Annotated in this window: 15 protein-coding genes; 12 read left to right on the forward strand and 3 right to left on the reverse strand. The window is 55.7% G+C overall.

Annotated elements, in window-relative coordinates; all coding sequences use genetic code 11:
- Positions 1-124: 124 nt before the first annotated feature.
- The 6 genes from citD to H8S11_RS09780 all read left to right on the forward strand — a co-directional run bounded on the left by citD (position 125) and on the right by H8S11_RS09780 (position 6,092).
- Positions 125-427 (forward strand): citrate lyase acyl carrier protein, encoded by a 303-nt coding sequence (gene citD / locus H8S11_RS09755; RefSeq protein ID WP_186852989.1) that lies wholly within the window; start codon positions 125-127, stop codon positions 425-427.
- Positions 411-1,325, forward strand: coding sequence for an aldolase/citrate lyase family protein (locus tag H8S11_RS09760; RefSeq protein ID WP_366461087.1), 915 nt, complete (start codon positions 411-413; stop codon positions 1,323-1,325). The genes citD and H8S11_RS09760 overlap by 17 nt, the downstream gene beginning before the upstream one ends.
- Before the next feature lies 1 nt (position 1,326).
- On the forward strand, positions 1,327-2,883 hold the full coding sequence (citF, locus tag H8S11_RS09765) for a citrate lyase subunit alpha (RefSeq protein ID WP_186852991.1): 1,557 nt from the start codon (positions 1,327-1,329) through the stop codon (positions 2,881-2,883).
- Positions 2,884-3,036: 153 nt separating this feature from the next.
- Positions 3,037-4,062, forward strand: a complete 1,026-nt coding sequence (locus H8S11_RS09770) for a Bug family tripartite tricarboxylate transporter substrate binding protein (RefSeq protein WP_186852992.1) — start codon at positions 3,037-3,039, stop codon at positions 4,060-4,062.
- A 72-nt stretch (positions 4,063-4,134) separates the two neighbouring features.
- Positions 4,135-4,575: a tripartite tricarboxylate transporter TctB family protein gene (locus H8S11_RS09775; protein ID WP_186852993.1), complete on the forward strand. Its 441-nt coding sequence runs from the start codon at positions 4,135-4,137 to the stop codon at positions 4,573-4,575.
- Positions 4,576-4,592: 17 nt separating this feature from the next.
- Positions 4,593-6,092, forward strand: coding sequence for a tripartite tricarboxylate transporter permease (locus H8S11_RS09780; RefSeq protein ID WP_186852994.1), 1,500 nt, complete (start codon positions 4,593-4,595; stop codon positions 6,090-6,092).
- Between the two features lie 388 nt (positions 6,093-6,480).
- On the opposite strand, the gene H8S11_RS09785 is transcribed toward H8S11_RS09780, so the two are convergent.
- Together H8S11_RS09785 and H8S11_RS09790 are read right to left on the reverse strand one after the other, a co-directional pair.
- Positions 6,481-6,711, reverse strand: coding sequence for a hypothetical protein (locus H8S11_RS09785; protein ID WP_147571240.1), 231 nt, complete (start codon positions 6,709-6,711; stop codon positions 6,481-6,483).
- A gap of 2 nt (positions 6,712-6,713) precedes the next feature.
- Entirely contained in the window at positions 6,714-7,550 is an 837-nt protein-coding gene (locus H8S11_RS09790) for a TrmH family RNA methyltransferase (protein ID WP_186852995.1), read from the reverse strand.
- A gap of 246 nt (positions 7,551-7,796) precedes the next feature.
- On the opposite strand from H8S11_RS09790, the gene H8S11_RS09795 reads away from it, so the two are divergent.
- The 6 genes from H8S11_RS09795 to H8S11_RS09820 all read left to right on the forward strand — a co-directional run bounded on the left by H8S11_RS09795 (position 7,797) and on the right by H8S11_RS09820 (position 15,660).
- The gene (locus tag H8S11_RS09795) at positions 7,797-9,230 is read left to right on the forward strand and encodes a sensor histidine kinase (RefSeq protein WP_186852996.1); all 1,434 of its coding nucleotides are present in this window, start codon (positions 7,797-7,799) and stop codon (positions 9,228-9,230) included.
- On the forward strand, positions 9,223-9,912 hold the full coding sequence (locus tag H8S11_RS09800) for a response regulator transcription factor (RefSeq protein ID WP_147571243.1): 690 nt from the start codon (positions 9,223-9,225) through the stop codon (positions 9,910-9,912). The genes H8S11_RS09795 and H8S11_RS09800 overlap by 8 nt, the downstream gene beginning before the upstream one ends.
- A 150-nt stretch (positions 9,913-10,062) precedes the next feature.
- Entirely contained in the window at positions 10,063-11,787 is a 1,725-nt protein-coding gene (locus tag H8S11_RS09805; RefSeq protein ID WP_243201013.1) for an efflux RND transporter periplasmic adaptor subunit, read from the forward strand.
- A 1-nt stretch (position 11,788) separates the two neighbouring features.
- Positions 11,789-12,535, forward strand: a complete 747-nt coding sequence (locus tag H8S11_RS09810; RefSeq protein WP_186852997.1) for an ABC transporter ATP-binding protein — start codon at positions 11,789-11,791, stop codon at positions 12,533-12,535.
- A complete protein-coding gene (locus H8S11_RS09815; protein ID WP_147571245.1) occupies positions 12,532-13,719 on the forward strand; it encodes an ABC transporter permease in 1,188 nt (395 codons plus the stop codon). The genes H8S11_RS09810 and H8S11_RS09815 overlap by 4 nt, the downstream gene beginning before the upstream one ends.
- 87 nt (positions 13,720-13,806) lie before the next feature.
- The gene (locus H8S11_RS09820; protein ID WP_186852998.1) at positions 13,807-15,660 is read left to right on the forward strand and encodes an S-layer homology domain-containing protein; all 1,854 of its coding nucleotides are present in this window, start codon (positions 13,807-13,809) and stop codon (positions 15,658-15,660) included.
- 73 nt (positions 15,661-15,733) lie between these two features.
- Here H8S11_RS09820 and H8S11_RS09825 read toward each other — a convergent pair whose 3' ends face one another.
- Positions 15,734-20,422 carry an S-layer homology domain-containing protein gene (locus H8S11_RS09825; protein WP_186852999.1) on the reverse strand — a complete coding sequence of 1,563 codons (4,689 nt, stop codon included), beginning with the start codon at positions 20,420-20,422 and terminating at the stop codon, positions 15,734-15,736.
- Between the last annotated feature and the right edge of the window lie 80 nt (positions 20,423-20,502).

Consider the following 20,502-nt stretch of genomic DNA (forward strand, 5'->3'; position numbering starts at 1 on the left):
TATTTGAGGTACATTTTCTTTTTGTATTTCTGCTCACAATTTCAATCGTGATATACTGTACCCATCCAGAGGAAAGAACCAAGATTTTCATATAAGTGGACAAAAAATCTGGGAGGGGATAGCTATGGAAATCAAAAAACCAGCAATGGCCGGGAGTATGGAGTCCAGTGACTGTATGGTCACAGTACGTCCTGGGGAGAGTGGAATAAAAATCGACCTTCAAAGTGATGTGGAAATGATGTTTGGGGCGTCAATTTTGGAGACGACGCGGCAGTCACTAGCTGAACTCGGTGTGGAGCGGGCGCAAATTTCCATTGTGGATCGGGGCGCACTGGACTGTGTGATTCGTGCTCGGGTTCAATGTGCGGCTCTGCGGGCTGCTGAACGCTCCTATGACTGGTCGAGGGAGGGTGCTTGTCTTGGCTGAACGACAGATTCATTTAAAACGCACAGGGCTTTATGCCAGCGGGTGCAGTCCAGTTAATATGATACAGGCGGTGTTCTACAATGAGGACATGTTAGTTTACGATCTGGAAGACTCAGTGCCGGCATCGGAAAAGGACGCCGCACGGCTCCTTATCTATCAAATGATGAAGTATCATCGTCCACGGAACAAGTATGTAGCTATCCGCATCAACGCGCTGTATTCTGAGTATTTCGAAGAGGATCTACAGGCGGTAGTACGAGCCAATCCAGACGCCATCCGCCTTCCAAAAATTGAATATGCCAAAGAGGTTCAGAGCATTTCTCAGCGGATAGCTCAGATTGAAGATCAGGTCGGGCTTGAAGTTGGGAAAATAGATCTGATCTGTAATATTGAGTCTTATATGGGGATAATCAATGCTCAGGAAATTGCCTCTGCTGATCCTAGAGTGGTGGCGCTTACCGTCTCCGCAGAGGATTTGACCGCCAGCATGAAGGCGCAGCGGACAAAAAAAGGACTGGAAGTTTTCTATGCTCGTAATGCAGTCCTGTTGGCTTGCCGGGCTGCGGGAATCGATGCCATTGACGTAGTATTCAGCGATATCAACGACGAAGAAGGGCTGCGAGAAGACACAGCGCTGGCGAAAAATTTGGGCTTTGACGGGAAAACGGTGGTTCATCCCAGACAGATTGACGTAGTCAACAGCTTTTTCACGCCGAGCCAAAAAGAAATCAACTATGCGCTACGGGTATTGGACGCGGTGGAACAAGGGAAACAGTTAGGCAAGGGGGCAGTTACTCTGGATGGGAGCATGATCGACAAACCGATTGAAATGCGGGCGCGAACCACTTTGGCCCAGGCCGAGGCCGCCGGTATTAAGCTGGACAGGATGGTGATTTAGGATGAAGAATGCGGTTGGCCGGGAATTACCAGAACAAATTGGCGAATATAAGGTCAGGCCCTATCAGGGAGCCTATGAAGGGATGCCTTCCGAAGTACCGATTCACACACTGCGCCGGGCAGGAAAGAGCTTTTCCCATACAGAAAAGTTGGTCTTTTCCCTGAAGGAGGCCATTGAACGGGTAGGACTAAAGGACGGCATGACCATTTCCTTCCATCACAGCTTCCGGGAAGGCGATAAAGTGATTGGGCAAGTTCTGACTGCCATCCGAGAGATGGGAATCAAGAATCTTACCTTTGCGCCCAGTGCGGTAGTTAATATCAAAGAACCTTCGGTAGTAGACTTTGTCCGCGATGGCACCATCCGCCGTATTGAGGCCAGCGGAATTCGGGGCGATTTGGGGGATGCGGTTCTGGAAGGCCTACTGGATCATCCCGTTATCTTGCGCACCCATGGCGCTAGACCCAGGGCCATAGAGGCGGGAGAATTAAACATTGATGTGGCATTCATTGGAGTATCTGCCGCTGACGAATACGGAAATGCCACGGGGCAGATCGGTCCCAATGCCTGTGGCGCCCTGGGCTACTCCTTTATCGATGAACGCAGCGCAGATAAAGTAGTAGTTATTACAGATTTTCTGGTGGATTATCCCTGTACTCCTGCCAGTATTTCTCAGCAGTTTGTGGATGTGGTGGTGAAGGTAGAGCAAGTGGGGGATCCGGAAAAAATTGGGAAGGGCGCCGCCAGAATGACCAAAAACCCTAGAGATCTGATCATCGCCCGCCGTGCCGCCGATGTCATGGCCGCCTCACGGCGCTTCCAGACAGGTTTTTCCTTCCAGACCGGAGCGGGAGCTATCTCCATCGCTTGCACTAACTATTTGGCCCAGCATATGGAGCAGAGGGGCGTTACTGCCAGCTTTGCGTTGGGAGGCATGACAGCCAGCATCATAGAGATGTATCATAAGAAGCTGGTCCGCGTGCTGGAGTGCAGCCAGAGCTTTGACGCCGTAGCGGCCCGGGCCATCGTGGAAGATGCAAATATTCTGGAGATCGATAACTCAGTTTATTCCAATGCGTTTACGAAAGGAGCAATGCTGGATAAGCTGACCTTCGGTGTACTGGCCGCGTTGGAGGTAGACATCGACTTCAATGTCAATATATTGACCGGATCGTCTGGAGAGATGCTGGGAGGGCTGGGAGGCGGCCCTGATGTGGCTGCGGGCGCAGATATCAGTATTGTTTGCCTTCCAGTTTTAAGAGGGCGGACCCCCTCTATTACAAAACGGGTATTTACCTGTTGTACTCCGGGTGAGACCGTCGCCGCAGTGGTGACAGAAGCTGGAATAGCGTTGAATCCCAAACATGTACATTATCAGGAGCTATGCGAAGATCTGGAGCGGGCAAACCTGAAGCTGGTTACAATTCAGGAGTTACAGCAGTTGGCAGAATCACTAACTGGTATACCAGCCCCGATTGAGACAACTGACCGAGTGGTGTGTATTGTGGAATACAGAGACGGGTCAGTTATTGATGTGATTTATCAAATTAAACGGTAGCGCCAAGGCAGATCCATCATAATACATATAAAAATTACTTATATCCACATCGTTTTTTGATATTTTTTCAAAATGTCAAAAACTGATATAATACCAGCAGGGTGATTATAGGATCATTCCCATATCTTATTTGTTATAATAGGAGGACTGAATATGAAGCGTTTATCCATTTTGGCACTAGCACTTGCAATGATGTTCAATCTGATGGCCTGCAGCAGCAATACGTCCGGTCCTGAATCGAATTCCGGTTCCAACGGCGGAAGTTCCACTTCGGAGCCCTCCAGTAGTGGAAATGGAGAAGAGTGGAAGCCTTCCCGGACTATTGAGTTAGTTGCCTGCTATGCTGCTGGTGGCGGACATGACATTTTGTTGCGTACAATGCAGAAGATCATTGCAGACGAAAATCTCAGCAGTGCTAACTTTAATGTGGTAAACAAAGATGGTGGTTCCGGTGCTATCGGTATGGCCTATGTAGACGGGCACGCCGGGGATCCCCACTACCTCATGTGCACCACTTCTTCCTTTACCACAACTCCGCTGCAGACCGATCTTGGGTTTAACTATGAAGACTTCACCCCCATTGCGCTCCTGGGCCTGGATCCCTCGATTATTGTGGTGCGCACCGACTCCGGGATCACGAACCTGGACGAGTTGCTGGAGACGCCGGATGTCTCTCTCGGCGGCACCGGCGTGGGCACCATCGATTACATCATTACCAATAAACTCAACGAGGCAAAGGGTGTTGAAATCAACTACATCCCTTATAATGGTGACGGCGAGCAGGTAACCGCTCTGCTGGGCAATCAGGTAACCAGCATCTGCTGTAATTACAATACAGTTTCGGAGTATATCAACAATGGCGACTTTACCTGTATCGCCACCTTTACCCCGGAGCGGCTGGACGCCAATCCCGATATTGCCACCGCAAAAGAGCAGGGCTACGATATCGAGATGAGCCTGTACCGCGGTGTGTGCGCCGCTGCTGACATCACTGAGTCGGAAAAGCAGTTTTATTATGATTTAATGACCAAGGTGAATGAATCTGAAGCCTGGCACAATGATTATTTGGAAGCCAATGGTGTGGAGCCCTATTTTCTGCTGGGGGATGACTTCAAGGCTTATCTGGATGAGGTAAATGAGGAGTTTACCGTTGCGCTACAAGAGGCGGGTCTAATCTAATGTGAATAGCGGGTGGGACGACCGAAGCCGCCCCCCGCCATCACAAAAGGAAAGGGAGGTACTTCTGTTTTTATGATTACCATGTACCGGGTATTCCTTGTCTTTATGGGTGCAGTTTCTGCGTATATGATCCCAGAGGCAATGGGACTGCCCAAGGATTCCCAATATACTATCGGGCCCGGCTTCCTTCCTAGTATTATGCTGGGGGCGATCCTGGTGGGCTGCGTGTTACTGCTGATTATGGATTCCCGTCACAAGGATACAGCCTCCATTGATAAAAGTGCGTATGGACGGCTTGGCCTATATCTGATGTCTACTGCGCTGTTAATTCTGGCCATGGAATATATCGGCATAATTCTCAGCGTTATCGTCTATATTTTCTGTGTTATTTTCTTCATTGAGAGGAACGGCCTTACATCTGCGCTGAAAGTCTCCCTGGTCACTGGGCTTGGCATCTATCTAATCTTTCACACCTGGCTACAGGTTCCCATGACCATCTGTAATTTTTTCTGAGCTGAGGAGGAAAACACATGGAAATTCTACAAAATCTGGGGGCAGGCTTCTTAGTAAACCTGACACCCTATAATTTGGTGGTTATCTTTCTTGGCTCTATGGTAGGAACCATCGTGGGGGCACTTCCCGGCCTTGGCCCATCTGCCGGTCTGGCCCTTATGATTCCTCTCACGTTTACAATGGATGCTTCTGCCGGCTTGGCGCTGTTGATGGGTGTCTATATGGGGTGTATGTTTGGTGGACGTATTACCTCAATTCTAATTAATACGCCGGGCGACGCACCGGCCATTGTGACCTGCCTGGATGGATATCCCCTGATGCAGCAGGGAAGAGGCGGCTTCGCACTAGGCATCTCCGCAATTAGTTCGTTCCTGGGGGGCTTTTTCGGTATTGTCGTACTGGTATTTCTGGCACCTACCATTGCTTCTCTGGTCATCAATTTTGGCGCACCAGAATATTTTATGCTGCTTCTGCTAGGGCTATGTACTATCGCACTACTAGCAGGTGACTCTGTAATCAAGGCACTCTTTATGACCGCGATTGGATTTGTAATCGGTCTTGTAGGATGTGACTTTGTTTCTGGCTACACCCGGTTCTGCTACACCCCGGAACTGCTTGAAGGCATTGATTTCGTAGTTGTCATAATGGGAATGTACGGTATCGGTGAAGTGCTGCACAACATCGAGCACAAGGTTCATTTGAATTTAGGCAAGCCAAACTTTAAAATGAGCGAATATATCCCGACAGGAAAAGAGATCAGGGATGTCTCTATGCCCATGCTCCGCGGTTCCATTATCGGCACCGTAATTGGAATCCTTCCCGCCGCTGGCGGCACAATCGCAACCTTCTTAGCTTATGCTACCGAGAAAAAGCTGTCTAAAACACCGGAAAAATTCGGTCAGGGAATCCCGGCCGGCCTTGCCGCTCCAGAGGCCGCTAATAACGCCTCGGTGGGTGGCGCTCTAGTTCCTCTAGTCACTATGGGAATTCCAGGATCCGGCGGCACCGCAATTTTATTGGGTATTTTTATTATGTTTGGTATGCGCCCCGGCCCCCTGCTGATGGTTGAGTCGGGGGATATCGTGTGGGCCATGATCGCCGCTCTGACCATCGCCAATGTGTTCCTGCTAATCTCTAATCTGCTGATGATTCCCCTGTTCGTCAACGCCATTCGCCTGGTAGACAAAAATTTGTCCGTATTAGTACTTACCCTGTGCTGCGTAGGTGCGTACGCACTCAATTACAGCTTCTTCAACGTGTGGTTGATGCTTTTGTTTGGCCTCTTTGGCTATATGACGAAAAAATTCAAGCTACCTACCGGCCCCCTCATTCTCTCAGTTGTACTAGCATCCTCTTTAGAGAGCTATTTCCGGCAGTCTCTTATGCTTTCCAAGGGCAGCTATATGATTTTTGTGACCCGTCCAGTCAGCCTGGTTATCCTTCTCATCATCGTAGGTTTCTTTGTTTACGGTGTAGTGAGCAAGCAGGTCAAGAAAAGAAAGGGAGCAAAGGCTTAATCTTCTCATATCAGATACTGGGACAGTTGAGCGATGATAGTTTCATTGACAGATTCAACAGAATACTCAGCAGCATATGATCTTAACCCGGCCTCCCCGCATCTCCAAAATTAGGATTATCTTACAGATAGAATCTCGAAACGCAAAAACGTTACACTTAAACGGCGACAAGGAAAAATATAATTTCATTATATGGAAGCAAACAGGGCCAGCGATACATTCACTGGCCCTGTTTGCTTTGATGGTACCAAAGCAAATAGCAGATATATCCGTATGCCCTTCTCATACCTTTCCAGCTCTCAGAATCAGCTGGACGTTTGACTTGAGCTCTGCCGAATTGTCGGCAGCTGCGCTTTCGCATGGAGGTTTAAATACGTCAGAATGTTTTTTAGTCCTGCCCCAGCTCATCCAGGCGGTCCTGCAGCTCGTCCACCAGGTCCTCCAGCTCCTCATGGAGCTCTCCCCAGCGTTCGTGTTCCTCTGTACCCATATGCTCTGGTTCCTGTCCGTCTAACCGGTCTATCTGATCCCTCACCCGGTCCAGCCAGGCCAGGAGCGCCCTCCGGTCCAGGCCTTCCGGGGCCTCTCTGCCACCGCGGAAGGTGATAATATCCGCCATATTTACCCCTTCTTTTTCACCCGCAGCTGCCAAAAGGCCACCGCGCTGGCTGCTGCCACGTTGAGAGAGTCCACCCCGTGTCCCATAGGGATGCATACCGTATCGTCACACCCGGCCACTGTGGCAGGAGCCAGGCCATCCCCCTCTGTTCCCAAGACCAGGGCCAGCTTGTCCTCCGCCATCAGGTGCGGGTCCTCAATGCTGATCGCCCTGCTGTCCAAAGCCAGGGCCGCTGTCCGGAAGCCCAGCTCTTTCAGCCGTTCCAGTCCAGGCCTGGGCCACTGGGAGGCGTCGCTCCCAATCCAGGTCCACGGGATTTGGAAGACAGTACCCATACTTACCCGGACCGCCCTGCGATGGAGCGGGTCGCAGCAGGTAGGGGTGACCAACACGCCGTCCAGGTCCAGCGCCGCCGCCGAACGGAAGATCGCCCCCACATTGGTCGCGTCCACGATCCCCTCCAGGACAGCGATTCGGCGGGCGCCGGCGCACACCTTCTCCACCCTGGGCAGTACCGGACGTCCCATGGCACACAGCATCCCCCTGGTGAGGTGATAGCCGGTCAGCGCCGTCAAAATCTGGTCGTCCGCGGTGTAGACCGGCACCTCCCCGCACCGCTCTATAAGAGCCCGCCCCGCTCCCTCCAAATGTTTGTGTCCCATCAGCAGGGCGATGGGCTGACAGCCGCTGTCCAGAGCATGTCCAATCACTTTGGCGCTCTCTGCGATAAAGATCCCCTTTTCCGGCTCTCTCCGGCTACGAAGCTGCCCCTCTGTTAGTCGGGCAAAGAGATCCAGCTCTGGCGCCCTCCAGTCCGTTATCTCGATCACATGGGCCATCGTTCCGCTCCTCCAATGTTTAGGAAGGGAGGTCAGCCCCGCTTGTCCCGCCGGTTCTCCCCTCGTTTCTGTCATTTTACCACAGCCCGCCACAGGGTACAAGGGACACCTAGGACGCTGCCCTATACCAGTCCACCCCGCCGCCCGGCAGCGCATCTGTCCGAATTTGTAAAAAGTTTAGATTTTCCCCCTTCTTTTTTTACAAACAGGCACTATAATAAAATCATTATTATGGGAGGTGTCTGTATGAGCATCAAGCGACACCTATTTTTCTATAATACTATATCGGTGTTTACGGCTCTGGTGGTCATGTTGCTGGTCAGCGGGGTAACCACCCACTTTACCGCAGAAAACTACCGGCGGCAGAGCGTGGCATCCATGGACGTGACTGCTACCATTGAGGTGCAGGAACTGCTCCAAGGGGAGGAGATCATCCGAAAAGACTGGCCCGCCCTGGACCATCAGCTTCGGACACGGGGATATGCACTGACCGTCACCACACAGGAGGGGGATCCTGTATTCTCCTCTTTGGATCCGGCCCAGGACCGGCTATACCATGAGGTGGGCCAGGAAGCGAACTGGGTGGAGGCCACCCCTATCACTATCCAGAGTGCTGATATGGTCATGGTAGGCACAATCAGCGACAACTACTCGGTTGTATCAGTCTCCACCCCCGCCATGCCCATGTTTCTGGGCAGCAAGAGGCCCCCGGCTGAGATCGCCGTCCTTTCCATGGTCCTTAGCGGAATGGCCGCCATTGTCGTTATCGTGGCGCTCAATCTGCTGTTTACCCGCCGGCAGGTCAGAAGGCTGCTGGCACCGGTGGACGCCCTCGCCCGGGCTGCCCGGCGTGTGGAGGAGGGGGACTTCTCCCAGCCGGTGGACTACGGCGGACAGGATGAGTTCTCCTCGGTATGTACCGCCTTTAACCAGATGCAGGAGCACCTGTTGGCCGAGCGGGAGAAGTCCGCGGCCTATGAGCGGGCCCGCACCGATCTGGTATCTGGTATCTCCCACGACCTCCGCACCCCCCTCACCTCGGTCAAGGGATATATCAAGGGACTGCGGGACGGGGTGGCCCAAACTCCCGAGCGCCAGCTCCAGTATCTGGATATCGCCTACCGCAAGGCCTGTGATATGGACATACTGCTCCAACGGCTATTTGATTTCTCCCGCCTGGAGACAGGGAACCTCCCCCTCTTTCCCGAGCCCGCCGATCTGGGGGACTTTGTATCCCACTTTGTCCAGGAGGCTGGCCAGGAGTTGGAACAGGAGGGCGGCCGGGTGGATCTCCACATGATCCCCGCCGCTCACCCGGTGTCTATGGACTCAGAGCAGATCTACCGGGTACTGAACAATCTGAAGGACAACGCCCTTCGGTACGCCGGGGCCAATCCGCTAATCCTCACCCTGACCGTATGGCGGCAGGGCGACATGGAATGCGTCCGCTTCGCTGACAATGGTCACGGGGTAGCGCAGGAGTGTCTGCCCCGCCTGTTTGAACGGTTTTGGCGGGAGGACCAGGCCCGGAGCAGCCAGAACGGCGAGGGCAGCGGCCTGGGGCTGTATATCGCCAAATGCATCATCGAGGCCCACGGAGGGACTATCCGGGTTAAAAACGACGGGGGGCTGGTCTTTGAGATCGCCCTGCCCCGAAGGGAGGACGACTGCCATGGCTAAACTTCTGCTGGCTGAGGACGACCAGGCTATCTCTATGTTGGAGCGGGACTATCTGGAGATGGAGGGCTATGAGATCACGGCGGTAGACAACGGACAGGCCGCCATCACAGAGGCACTGAAGGGGGAGTATGACCTGATCCTGTTGGATCTGATGCTCCCTGGCTGCAATGGGTACGACGTTTGCCGTCTCATTCGGGACAAAATAGACATTCCCATCCTGATGGTGACTGCCCGTACCGAGTCAGTAGACAAGGTCCGGGGGCTGGGTCTTGGGGCGGACGACTACATCGCCAAGCCTTTTGACCCGGCGGAGCTGGTGGCCCGTGTCAAATCCCATCTGGCCCGCTATGCCCGGCTTACCGGCGGCCAGGAGGAACAGGAGGCCCTCACGGTTGGGGATCTCCGTATCCTGCCCCAGAGTTGGAAGGTTTTTAAAGGGGAGCGGGAGGTCAAGATGCCCAACCGGGAGTTCGCTCTGCTGAAATTTCTAGCGGAGCACCCCAATGTGGTCTTCTCCAAGGAAAAGCTGTTTGAGGCCATCTGGGGCTGTGACTATCTGGGGGACAGCGCCACTGTCACCGTCCACATCGGCCGCATCCGGGACAAGGTGGAGGACGACCCAGCTCACCCCACACTCATCGAAACCGTATGGGGCGCAGGCTACCGCCTAAACCGGCAATAACTGATAAAACGCCGCTGAGAAGTCTATCGCTTCTCGGCGGCGTTTGAAATTGTTTGAGTCCTGTTTATCTTTTGTTGTGATTTTCTCCTCCCCCCGTTCAAATTTGTTAGATACACTGGACCTACCTTATGTTGGAAAGGACAGTGTCCCATGATGAAGTTACCGGTTTTATTGAAGCGAGAAGTCCCGTCACCGGAGGATACCCCTCCCAAGTCGGGCTCCAGTCCGTGGAAAAAGAGACTGCTGAGGAAAAGGGTACTGATCCCCGCAGTGGCCTGTGTGGTGGCCCTCTCTCTGGGGATACACTTTTTCGGGGGCGGCCAGACCGCCCTGGCCGCCGACTTGACCTATACCACCGCGGCGGTGGAGCGGCGGGATATCACCTCCGAGATCACCGGAAGTGGGTCTCTGGAGGCGGCCAACTCCTATTCCGTCACCTCCCTGGTGGATGGCACCATCCTCGCTGACTATTTTGAGGAGGGGGATCAAGTGAACGAGGACACTGTTCTCTACGATATCGACAGCTCTGACATGGCCAGCTCTCTGGAGCAGAGTGAGATCTCTCTGAGTCAGGCCCAGCGCAGCTACAACAATAAGTTGAAGGACCTGGCTGACCTGACCGTCACCGCTCCCAAAGCAGGACAGGTGGTGGATATCGCCGTGGAGGCAGGGGACGATGTGAGCGCGGGGCAGACCGTCGCCACCATCCGGGACTCAGACACTATGACTTTGAAGGTCCCTTTCCTGGCCGATGAGGCAGCCGGTTTCTATGTGGGCCAGAGCGCCCAGGTCACCCTGGACAGCACCTTTGAAGTGCTGAATGGCACAGTCACGGAGGTATCTGGCGTGGATCAGGTGCTGACAGGCAACGTCATTGTCCGGGATGTGACCATACAAGTCAGCAATCCTGGCGGTTTGTCCACCAGCCAGACAGGCTCTGCCACAGTGGACGGCTGCGCCAGCGCCAGCGGAGGCAGCTTCTCCTATCTGGCAGAGCGGTCAGTAACTGCCGAGGTCTCTGGCACTGTCGCCAGCATCCACGTCAGCGAGGGCGACCGTCTCTCCCAGGGGGGAGCTATCCTCACGCTGACCAGCGATAATCTGGAGGATGAGCTCCAAAGCGCCGCCGAGGCTTTGAGAAATGCGGAGCTTTCTCTGGAGAGCCGGTATGACCAGCTGGATAACTACACCATCACCTCCCCCATCTCCGGCACTGTCATCGACAAGAACTACAACGCGGGGGAAAACATCGAGACTGGTCAGACCCTGTGCTCCATCTACGACCTATCCTATCTTACCCTGACGCTTAATGTGGATGAGCTGGACATCTCCAATATCCAGGTGGGGCAGCAGGTGCTTATCACCGCCGAAGCGGTGGAGGGCCGGACCTACACAGGAGTAGTCACCAAGGTCAGTGTGGCCGGCACCTCCTCCAGCGGGACCACCACCTATCCGGTCACCATCCGCATTGACGAGACAGACGGTCTTCTCCCCGGCATGAATGTGGATGCCACCATCACACTGGACAGCGCCGGCGGCGTACTGGCCATTCCCAGCGCCGCCCTTAACCGGGGGAACACCGTTCTGGTCACCGCCGACTCCCCCAGCGCCGCCAATGGCACTCTGATGGAGGGCATCGGCGGGGACAGCGAACAGTATTATTCCGTCCCTGTGGAAGTAGGCGTCAGCGACGACAGCTACATTGAAATCATCTCCGGCCTGCAGGAGGGGGACACCGTGGCCTATATCCCAACCACCTCCTCGGGCAGCTTCGAGATGGGCAGCATGATGATGATACCTGGCGGAGGCATGGGCAGCGTTACCATCAGCGGCGGGCCCGGAGGCGGTATGGGCGGCGGGCCTGGAGGGTTCTGATATGAGCGCACTGATCACCTTTCAGAACGTCTGCAAGTATTACCATATGGGGGACGCCACGGTAAAGGCCGCCGACCACATCTCCTTTGAGATCTGCAAGGGGGAATTCGTGGCCATCGTAGGTTCCTCCGGTTCTGGCAAGTCCACATGTATGAATATCATCGGCTGCCTGGATGTACCCTCGGAGGGCACCTACCTCCTCCAGGGCCGGGATGTGGGCCAGATGAACAAAAATGAGCTGGCAGAGATTCGGAACGAGATGCTTGGCTTCATCTTCCAGCAGTACAATCTCCTGCCCAAGCTGAATCTGCTGGAAAATGTAGAGGTCCCGCTGATGTACGCCGGGGTGTCTAAGGGGGAGCGCCGGGAGCGGGCCCACCAAGCGCTGGCCCAGGTGGGGCTGGACGACAAGTGGCGCCATAAGCCTATGGAACTGTCCGGCGGCCAGCAGCAGCGGGTATCTATCGCCCGTGCTTTGGTCGGCCATCCCTCTGTCATTCTGGCCGATGAGCCCACCGGAGCGTTAGACTCCCGCACTGGGCGGGAAGTGCTGGCCATGCTCCAGGACCTCCATGAACAGGGTCACACCGTAGTGCTCATCACCCACGACAACTCCATTGCTGTCCAGGCCCAGCGAATCATCCGTCTGGAGGACGGACATGTGGTATATGACGGCCCCTCCGACGATCCGGAGGCGGTAGTCACCCCCCGGGCCGCCGGAGCAAGGAAAGGGGGACAGCCCCAATGAGAATCACCGAATCTCTCTCCCTAGCGCTGAAAAATATCGTGTCCAGTAAGACCCGGACCCTCCTCACCATGCTGGGCATCATCATCGGTGTGGCGGCGGTCATTGTCATCGTGGGCCTGGGAAACGGCCTGGAGGGCTATGTGGCCGACAGCTTTGCGGACATGGGGACCAACACCCTCACCGTATCTGTCCAGTCCCGCGGAGCCACCCGGACTATGGAGGTAGAGGATATGTACCAGATCGTGGATCAAAATCCCGACTATCTGGACCTGTGCTCCCCTACCGTGTCCATGATGGGGGTCAAGATCGGTACGGATCTCACCTCTACCTCCGCCACCGGGGTCAGTGAGGACTATTTCAGCATCAAGGGCTACACGCTCTCCCAGGGCCGGGGGTTACAGTACAGCGACATCGCTTCCCGCTCCAAGGTCTGCGTAGTCGGAGCTTATGTCAACCAAGCCTACTTCGGGGGCAGCGCCGTGGGCCAGACCCTGCGGGTCGGTGGACAGGCGCTGACCATCGTGGGAGTTCTGGACCAGCAGGCGGAAACCATGGAGGAGGGAGGAAGCGACGACTGCCTCTTCCTCCCCTACTCCACCGCCGCCCGTCTGGGGGGTGGACGGGTTTCCAGCTATGTCATCACCATGGTGGACGAGAATCTGATGGACGCCAGCCAGTCTGCCCTGGAATCGGCCCTGCGCAGCTTTTTCGGCAGTGATGACTATTACACAGTCGTTACCATGTCCGAGCTGCTGGACTCCATGACCAGTATGATCAATATTTTAGTGGGTGTGCTGGCTGGGATCGCCGCCATCTCTCTGGTGGTGGGAGGCATCGGCATTATGAATATTATGCTGGTATCCGTGACCGAGCGCACCCGTGAGATCGGCGTACGAAAATCCCTGGGAGCCAAGGAGCGGTATATTATGGAGCAGTTCGTCATCGAGGCGGCGGCCACCTCCGCTCTGGGAGGCGTCATCGGCATCGTTCTAGGCTATCTCCTGTCCGCGGGAGCCACGGTGGCGGTGGTCCGGCTGATGGGCGAGGCCCTCACCGTGTCCCCCACCCCCACGGCGGTATTGGCGGCCTTCGGCATCTCCGCTGGTATCGGCGTTTTGTTCGGTTACCTCCCGGCCAAGAAGGCCGCCCGCCTCAACCCCATTGACGCTCTGCACTACGACTAAACCAGGGTGGAGCGTGAAGAACAGTATGGAAACAGCTTGTATATGGAGTCTCTTCACTCTCCACTCTCATCAAAAGGAGTTTTTACGATGAAATCAACTCGCCTTCTCTCCGCTCTGCTGGCCGCCTGCCTCTCCCTGTCCCTGCTGTGCACCGGTTCCCTCGCGGTCAGCGACAGCGCGAAACTAGAAACCATCCAGGTGTTGGGCATCCTGTCCGGGGACGGCTCTGGCAATCTGAATCTGTCCAGTTCTGTCACCCGGGCCCAGTTCGTCACTATGATGGTGGCCGCCTCCAGCCATAAGGATGCGGTGGGAAGTTACGGCAGCTCCCTGTTTAAAGACCTGAAGGGGGACCACTGGGCCAGCCCCTATGTGAAAGTGGCGGTGGAGCAGGGTTGGATGTCCGGTTATGTGGACGGCACCTTCCGCCCGGACCAGGGCATCACCTTGGAGGAGGGCTGCACAGCCCTTCTGCGCCTGCTGGGCTATGACTCCAGCACACTAACCGGGGCCTACCCCACGGCTCAGTTGTCCAAGGCCAGTGCTCTGGGGCTGCTGGACGACGTAGGCGCTGTCCAAGGTCAGCAGCTCACCCGGCAGGACTGCGTAGACCTGTTCTACAATGCACTCACCGCCCAGAACAGCGCCGGGACGATCTACGGCACCACACTGGGCTATACTGTCACCAATGGACAGGTGGACTACTCGGCCCTGGTGACCGCAGATACCAAGGGCCCCTATGTGGCGGAGAGCGGTGCTCTCTCCCTCTCTTTTACCCCCTCGTCCGTATACTACAACGGGGCTCTCTCCTCTCTCTCCTCAGTCCAGCAGTATGACGTATACTACTATAACGCCAATATGAAAACTGTCTGGATCTACCACGACCGAGTAACCGGAACGCTCACCGGCGTCTCCCCCAGCAAGAGCGCCCCCACCTCCGCCACCGTGGCCGGGGTGAGCTACGACATCGGCACTTCCGAGGCCACTTATCAGCTCTCCAGCCAGGGCTCCTTCCAGGAGGGCGATCTGGTCACCCTCCTGTTGGGCATGAACGGCGAGATCATATCTGTGCTGGACGCCCAGGAGAGCGAAGCGACCTATTATGGCAGTGTGGTATCCAGTGTCAAGGGGGCCTCCAGCTCTTCTACCAGCAGCTCCTCTACCACCAGCGCCCAGGTGACCACCCAGGTGGCCTGTACCGACGGAGTCGTGCGCACCTTCTACCATAGTGGCTCCGCTTTAAATACAGGCCGTCTGGTCACGGTGTCAGTCACTCAATCCGGGACCAAGGTGACTTCTCTGTCCAACAAAAAGTTGGAGGGGAGCGTGAGCAAGGACGGCAGCAGCTTCGCTGGCCACGACTTCGCGGACGGAGTCCAGATCCTGGACACCGACGAAAATGGCGGCTACGCCCGTATCTACCCCTCCCGCCTGGCGGGCGCCAAACTGTCTGGTGACGACGTGCGCTACTACAGCCTGGACGCCAATGGAGATATCGACCGCCTGGTCCTCCACGAGGTCACTGGAGATACCTGGGAGTATGTCTATGTGAGCAGTGTAGTAAACAACTCCTCTGACATGAATATCTCCGCCTCCTACACCTATGTCCAGGATGGGCAGACCCAGACGCTGAACAGCAGTAAGCTTTACAGCGTCAAGAGCGGCGGCGCGGCCATGATCTATGAGGACGGCCAGGTGAGTTCTATGCGGCAGTTGTCCTCTGAAACGTTGGACAGCGTGTCCTCCCTGTCCGCCATGGCCGGCAATCAGGAATATGCCCTGGCAGAGGATGTTCAGGTCCTGCTTCGGGACGGCTCAAAATACTATCAGACATCCCTGTCCCAGATCAACGGCGAAGGTTACCGGCTCACCGGCTGGTACGACAACCTGGGCTGTCCCGCCGGAGAGCGCATCCGCATTATCGTGGCTACTCCCCGCTGACCTCCCTCTTCTTTATACGAAAATGGCCGGGCAGGATAAAATCTCCTGCCCGGCCGGTTCTTTTCTATTCACGTCACCGCAGCATCAGGGCAACCAGTTGACGGAGCATCACAGCCGCCTCGGCTCTGGTGGCGGTGCCTCCAGGGGCCAGTGTCCCGTCCGGATGTCCGCTTAGGATGCCGCTGTCCACTGCCCAGGCCACCGCCTCCCGTGCCCAAGCGGACACGGAGCCGCTGTCCGTAAAACTGGTCAGCGTATCCCGCCCGCTGGTGACCATATCCAGTGTTTCAGCATAGCGGAACAGCATCAGGGCGAGCTGTTCTCGGGTAACGGGGTCGTCCGGTCCGAAACGGCCGTCACCATAACCGGAGATGATGTTCTCCCCAGAGGCCCAGGAGATGCCCTGGGCGTACCAGGCTCCCTCCGCCACATCGGCAAAGGGAAGGTCCGCTGTTTTTTTCTCTGGCTCCTCCAGTTGGAAGAGAACTGTGGCCAGCATCCCCCGGCTCAAGGTCTGCCCAGGGGCAAACTGGTCCTCGCTCACGCCGGAGAATAGCCCACGGCCCGCCACGAAGTCCACCGCCGGGCTGTACCAAACTCTGTCCGCCACGTCGGTGAAGGCGCTCTCATAGTCCACCAGCCTCACAGTGGCCCCCTCCTCCAACAGGAATACGGCCTTTCCATCGCTGACCAGGGACTTTTTCACCACTTCCTCCCTGCCGTCAGCGTGGACGATGACCACCAGCTTGTTTTCCTCCGCCTGATCAATGACCACCCTCTGGAGGCCCTCGCTGTCTTCGGGGAGGGTGACGGTGTAGGTGCCGTCAGACTTATTTTCCTCCACCTCAACGGAAGTCTGGCCCGATTCCCCCTTCCCGCCGGAAGCTCCGCCGCTTGAGGGGCGGTGGTAATCCGGGTCCACCTTGCTGGCGTCCTCGGTGTAAAACACCTGGATCTCATCCCCGCTGTGGAGGGAGCAGCTCCCCATGTACACGTCGGGAAATTCTCCGTTTACCAGATACATCCAGCCGGAGTCCTCGCCATGCTCCTTCTCCCGCAGGGAACCCCGAGGGCCGGAGATGGACACGATGTAGGTGCCGCGGCTTCGCTCCGCCGTGTAGCCGTACTCATCCAGCATCTCGGTGAACACATCGTAGACTGTGTAGGTCTCGCTCAGTCCACTCAGGGCAGTAGTTCCGATCCACTCCTCGCCATCCAAGCCGGACAGGGAGAAAGTGACGTTGTCGATGGTGTCCACCACTGCTGTGGTGCTGGTGGGGTCCGCGGTGCCCCGAACCAGCAGCTTCAGGCCGGGCAGGACGGCCTCATTTACCGCCGCTCTGGCGGCAAACGCGGCGACGGCCTGGGAGGTATCTGCGGTGACCTCCTGGTAATACAGGTCGGCCAGTTCAGAATACTTCGCATATTTCACGGTATCAATCTGGTAGAGTTCACCATATTTACCCAGCGCTTCGCTGGACAGATAGCTGGTGATGACGACGTTCTTGGGTTCTTCCTGCCGGGTAACCAACAGGTTCTCGTGGCTGATGACATTGGGGTTGCTGGATTTGAACAGCCGCCAGGCCTCCAGTTCCTCCCACCCCTCGATGGGGGTGGGGACGATGCCATAGCCCTTCATGTCCTTCATATCCCGGACCCAGACCAACTCGCCGTTCTCCTCATAGACCTCCTGGAAGGGGGACAGGTCGGTGGTAATGTTGTCGATGGCCTTGTTCTCTCCCCGTATGCCGTTGAAGTAGTTGGCCTTGACCTTCTCCATCAGCGCCAGCTCGTCATCGATCTCCTTCTGTGTCAGGGCGGGGACCTCGATGGCAAAGGACCGGGCGGCGGTGACGCTGGTTTCATCGTCGTGGAGAGTGACCGTTATGGTGACCTCCGCCGGCTCCTCCCCCACTCCGGGGCGGTACACCCAGAGCCGGGCGGCATTGTTCACACCCGGAGACTGGATGACCTCCTCGTGATCGCTGGACAGGGTGACAGGCATATACTTTCCGTCTACGCCGAAGTCCCGTGTGGTGGGCAGCTGGATATCGTTGATGGCTGTGTAGACGCCATCCTCGTCCGGAACCAGCCTCTCGCCGGTCAGGGCGTCGGAGAGGCCCTTAGCCGCGAAGCCCTGGTCCAGTTTGGTTAGCAGCTCCTGTTCGATTTCGGCATACTGATCCCCGTCCATAGCTGGAACGGTCACTTCAAATGTATTGACAAGTTCAATGGGGGCTTCCTCGCCAATGACATCGTTGGTATACTGGAACGTAAATTTGGCCGTGAGGATAACGGTCTGATCTTCCTCCCCGCGGCGTACCACACCTACATAGGGGTTAAAGAGCGTGTCGGCAGTATTCTGGTTTTCTCTGCTGATGGAGATAGCTTCCTCGTTGTCAGACTCCCAGGATATCTGGGTCCAGTATTTCTTGTCCACCACCTTGGGCAGGGTGAGGTTTTCGGTGACAGCCAAGCCGTCTCCGCCTCCGATGGAGGAAAGGGTGACCTGGCTCATGATCTCCTCGCTCATAGCCGCCCTGACCTTGGCTGCATCCCAGTAAAGGATAACCGGCACATCGGAGAGCGTGGCGGCCGCCCCATCCTTCTCCAGCGTAAAGGTCACCTTGCAGCTTCCAAATTTGACGGCCGGAACCGTATTGGGGTCCTTATAAAAATAAGTGATGTCGCCGTTATCGCCAATACCTGCCCCTCCGTAGACTTCGGTGACAGACGCGACGGAGACGGTGATGTCATCAAAGCCCTTCTCCGCCAGATCGGCCAACACCATGCGGTTGAGGTTGGTGTCCGTGTCGTAGACCGGGCAGAGCCTGTAATCGTCGCTCAGGGCGGTAATGGCGTGCTGCAGTTCATTTTGTTTGTCCTCATCTGCGGCGGTGTCGGACCAAACTACAATTTTGTACAACGTATTGTAGAAAGCATCGTTGTATGTATATTTTGCAGACAGAGTTACAGTCACCGTCCCCTGAGTTGGGCGGATGACGGTACCGTCTGCCGCGATCACATCATTAAACCCGCCCCACTGGATCTGGGCAGTAATCCCGTTTTCTGTGACCACAGCGGGAAACTCCAGCTTGGTATCCTCTTTGATCTCGTCAGGCAGTCTATTTTCCTGATAGGCCACCGGGTACAGCTTGCCGTGGTCGGCAGTACGGACGGTTGCCTGGTGATCCTGGCGGCTGTGGATCACCTTTCCGCCGCAGGTGATCTCGACCCCGATTTTATATTGCTGGTCTTCCGCTCCAAAATCATCTTCCGAAATGGTATAGGTGGCTTCCGTGGCCCCGGCGATTGGATGAGAGGTGGGATCTGCGGCCATAGGCTCATACTTGTACCACTGGTATTTCATCTCCAGTCCGGGATACTGTTCCGGGGAATAGGTGCCGCCGCCCTCGATGTTAAGGGCAGCTTCTACCGTCTGCCCTACGGCCACCGCGCCGGGCTGACTTATATTTTGAATGGTGACAGTTGTAAAATGCGGGATCACCGTCAGGGTATAGTCATCTGTGTACTCCTCCCCATCGTAGGTCACCGTGGCTGTTACATTCACCACGCCGCCCTTGCCGGCGGTGACCACATAGCCTTTCACATCGCTGTCCTGGGTGGTTTCCACCCATACGGCCGCCCCTTCATTGCTGGCGGAAAAGCTCCACTGGACCTCTGGGGTCTCGTCCCCCATATTCTGATAGTCTACATAGAGAATGGTATCATTTTTGTCGCCGCCGCCCGTCTGTACCCAAATTGTATCGCCGTTGGTAGAGCGGATGGAAATACTGGGCTCGGGGGGCTTGGGAGTATTCCCAGCCTGCCAGGCGAGGATTACATTACCCTCTGCATCGGTGGTGAAGGCATCGCCCAGCAGAGAAGCGTCGATTGGAAGATCAGAGTTGTCAAAGCAGTTGAACAGTTCGCCGTTGAAGCCGCTGATGGCATCCGATGTGGTAAAGCAGTTGCGAATCGGGGTAGTTGAATATACCTGCCCGACGATACCCCCGGCCCTGTTGGAACCGGAGATCGTGCCGGTGCTATAGCAATTTTCAATGCTTGTCCCATTGGCGGAGCAATAGCCTAGAATGCCCGCCGCCGCGCCGCCTCTGATGTCTGCGGTGTTGGCACAGCCTGAGACGCACACAGATCCGCTGTTGACCCGCCCAATGATGCCGCCGGCCCCCGCATTTACTCCGGTCTTGGAAGACTGGACGCTGCCAGAAAAGGAGCATCGCTCGATGGTGACAGTGCCGCTGGTCTTGCCAACAATGCCGCCAACATAACCACTCTTGGTTGCTGACACCGTTCCTTCAACCTTCAGATTTTTGATCGTTGCACCGTTGATTGTCCCAAACAGACCGACACCGCCAGAACTACTGCTATTGATATTCATTCCGCTGATGGTGTGCCCATTGCCATCAAAAGTTCCTGCAAAACCATCACTTGGATATGCAACATTTCCAATCGGAGTCCAGTCACTGCTCAATGTAATGTCATTGGCCAGATAAAATGTGATACCGGACATATTGTAGGTGCCACTTGCATCATCGTCTTTCACCGCATTCGCTAATGCTTTCAGACTTTCCTCAGAACTTATTTTGAACGCTTTATCTGTACCCATTGACTCCCACGATTCGAACTCTGGCAGACTGGTGGTACCGCCCTCCTCCGCCCACGCCGTCCCCGGCAGCAGGCCCAGCGCCATGACCAGGGTGAGTAGCAGGCTCAAGGCCCTTGTCCTTATTTTCCTCATCAAATCTCCTCCATTTCTCTCATTCAAAACTCAAATAATATAAAAAACGGCCGCGGCAGACCATAACAGGACTGCCGCGG

The sequence above is a fragment of the Flintibacter hominis genome, from assembly GCF_014287965.1.
Taxonomy (GTDB): domain Bacteria; phylum Bacillota; class Clostridia; order Oscillospirales; family Oscillospiraceae; genus Lawsonibacter; species Lawsonibacter aceti.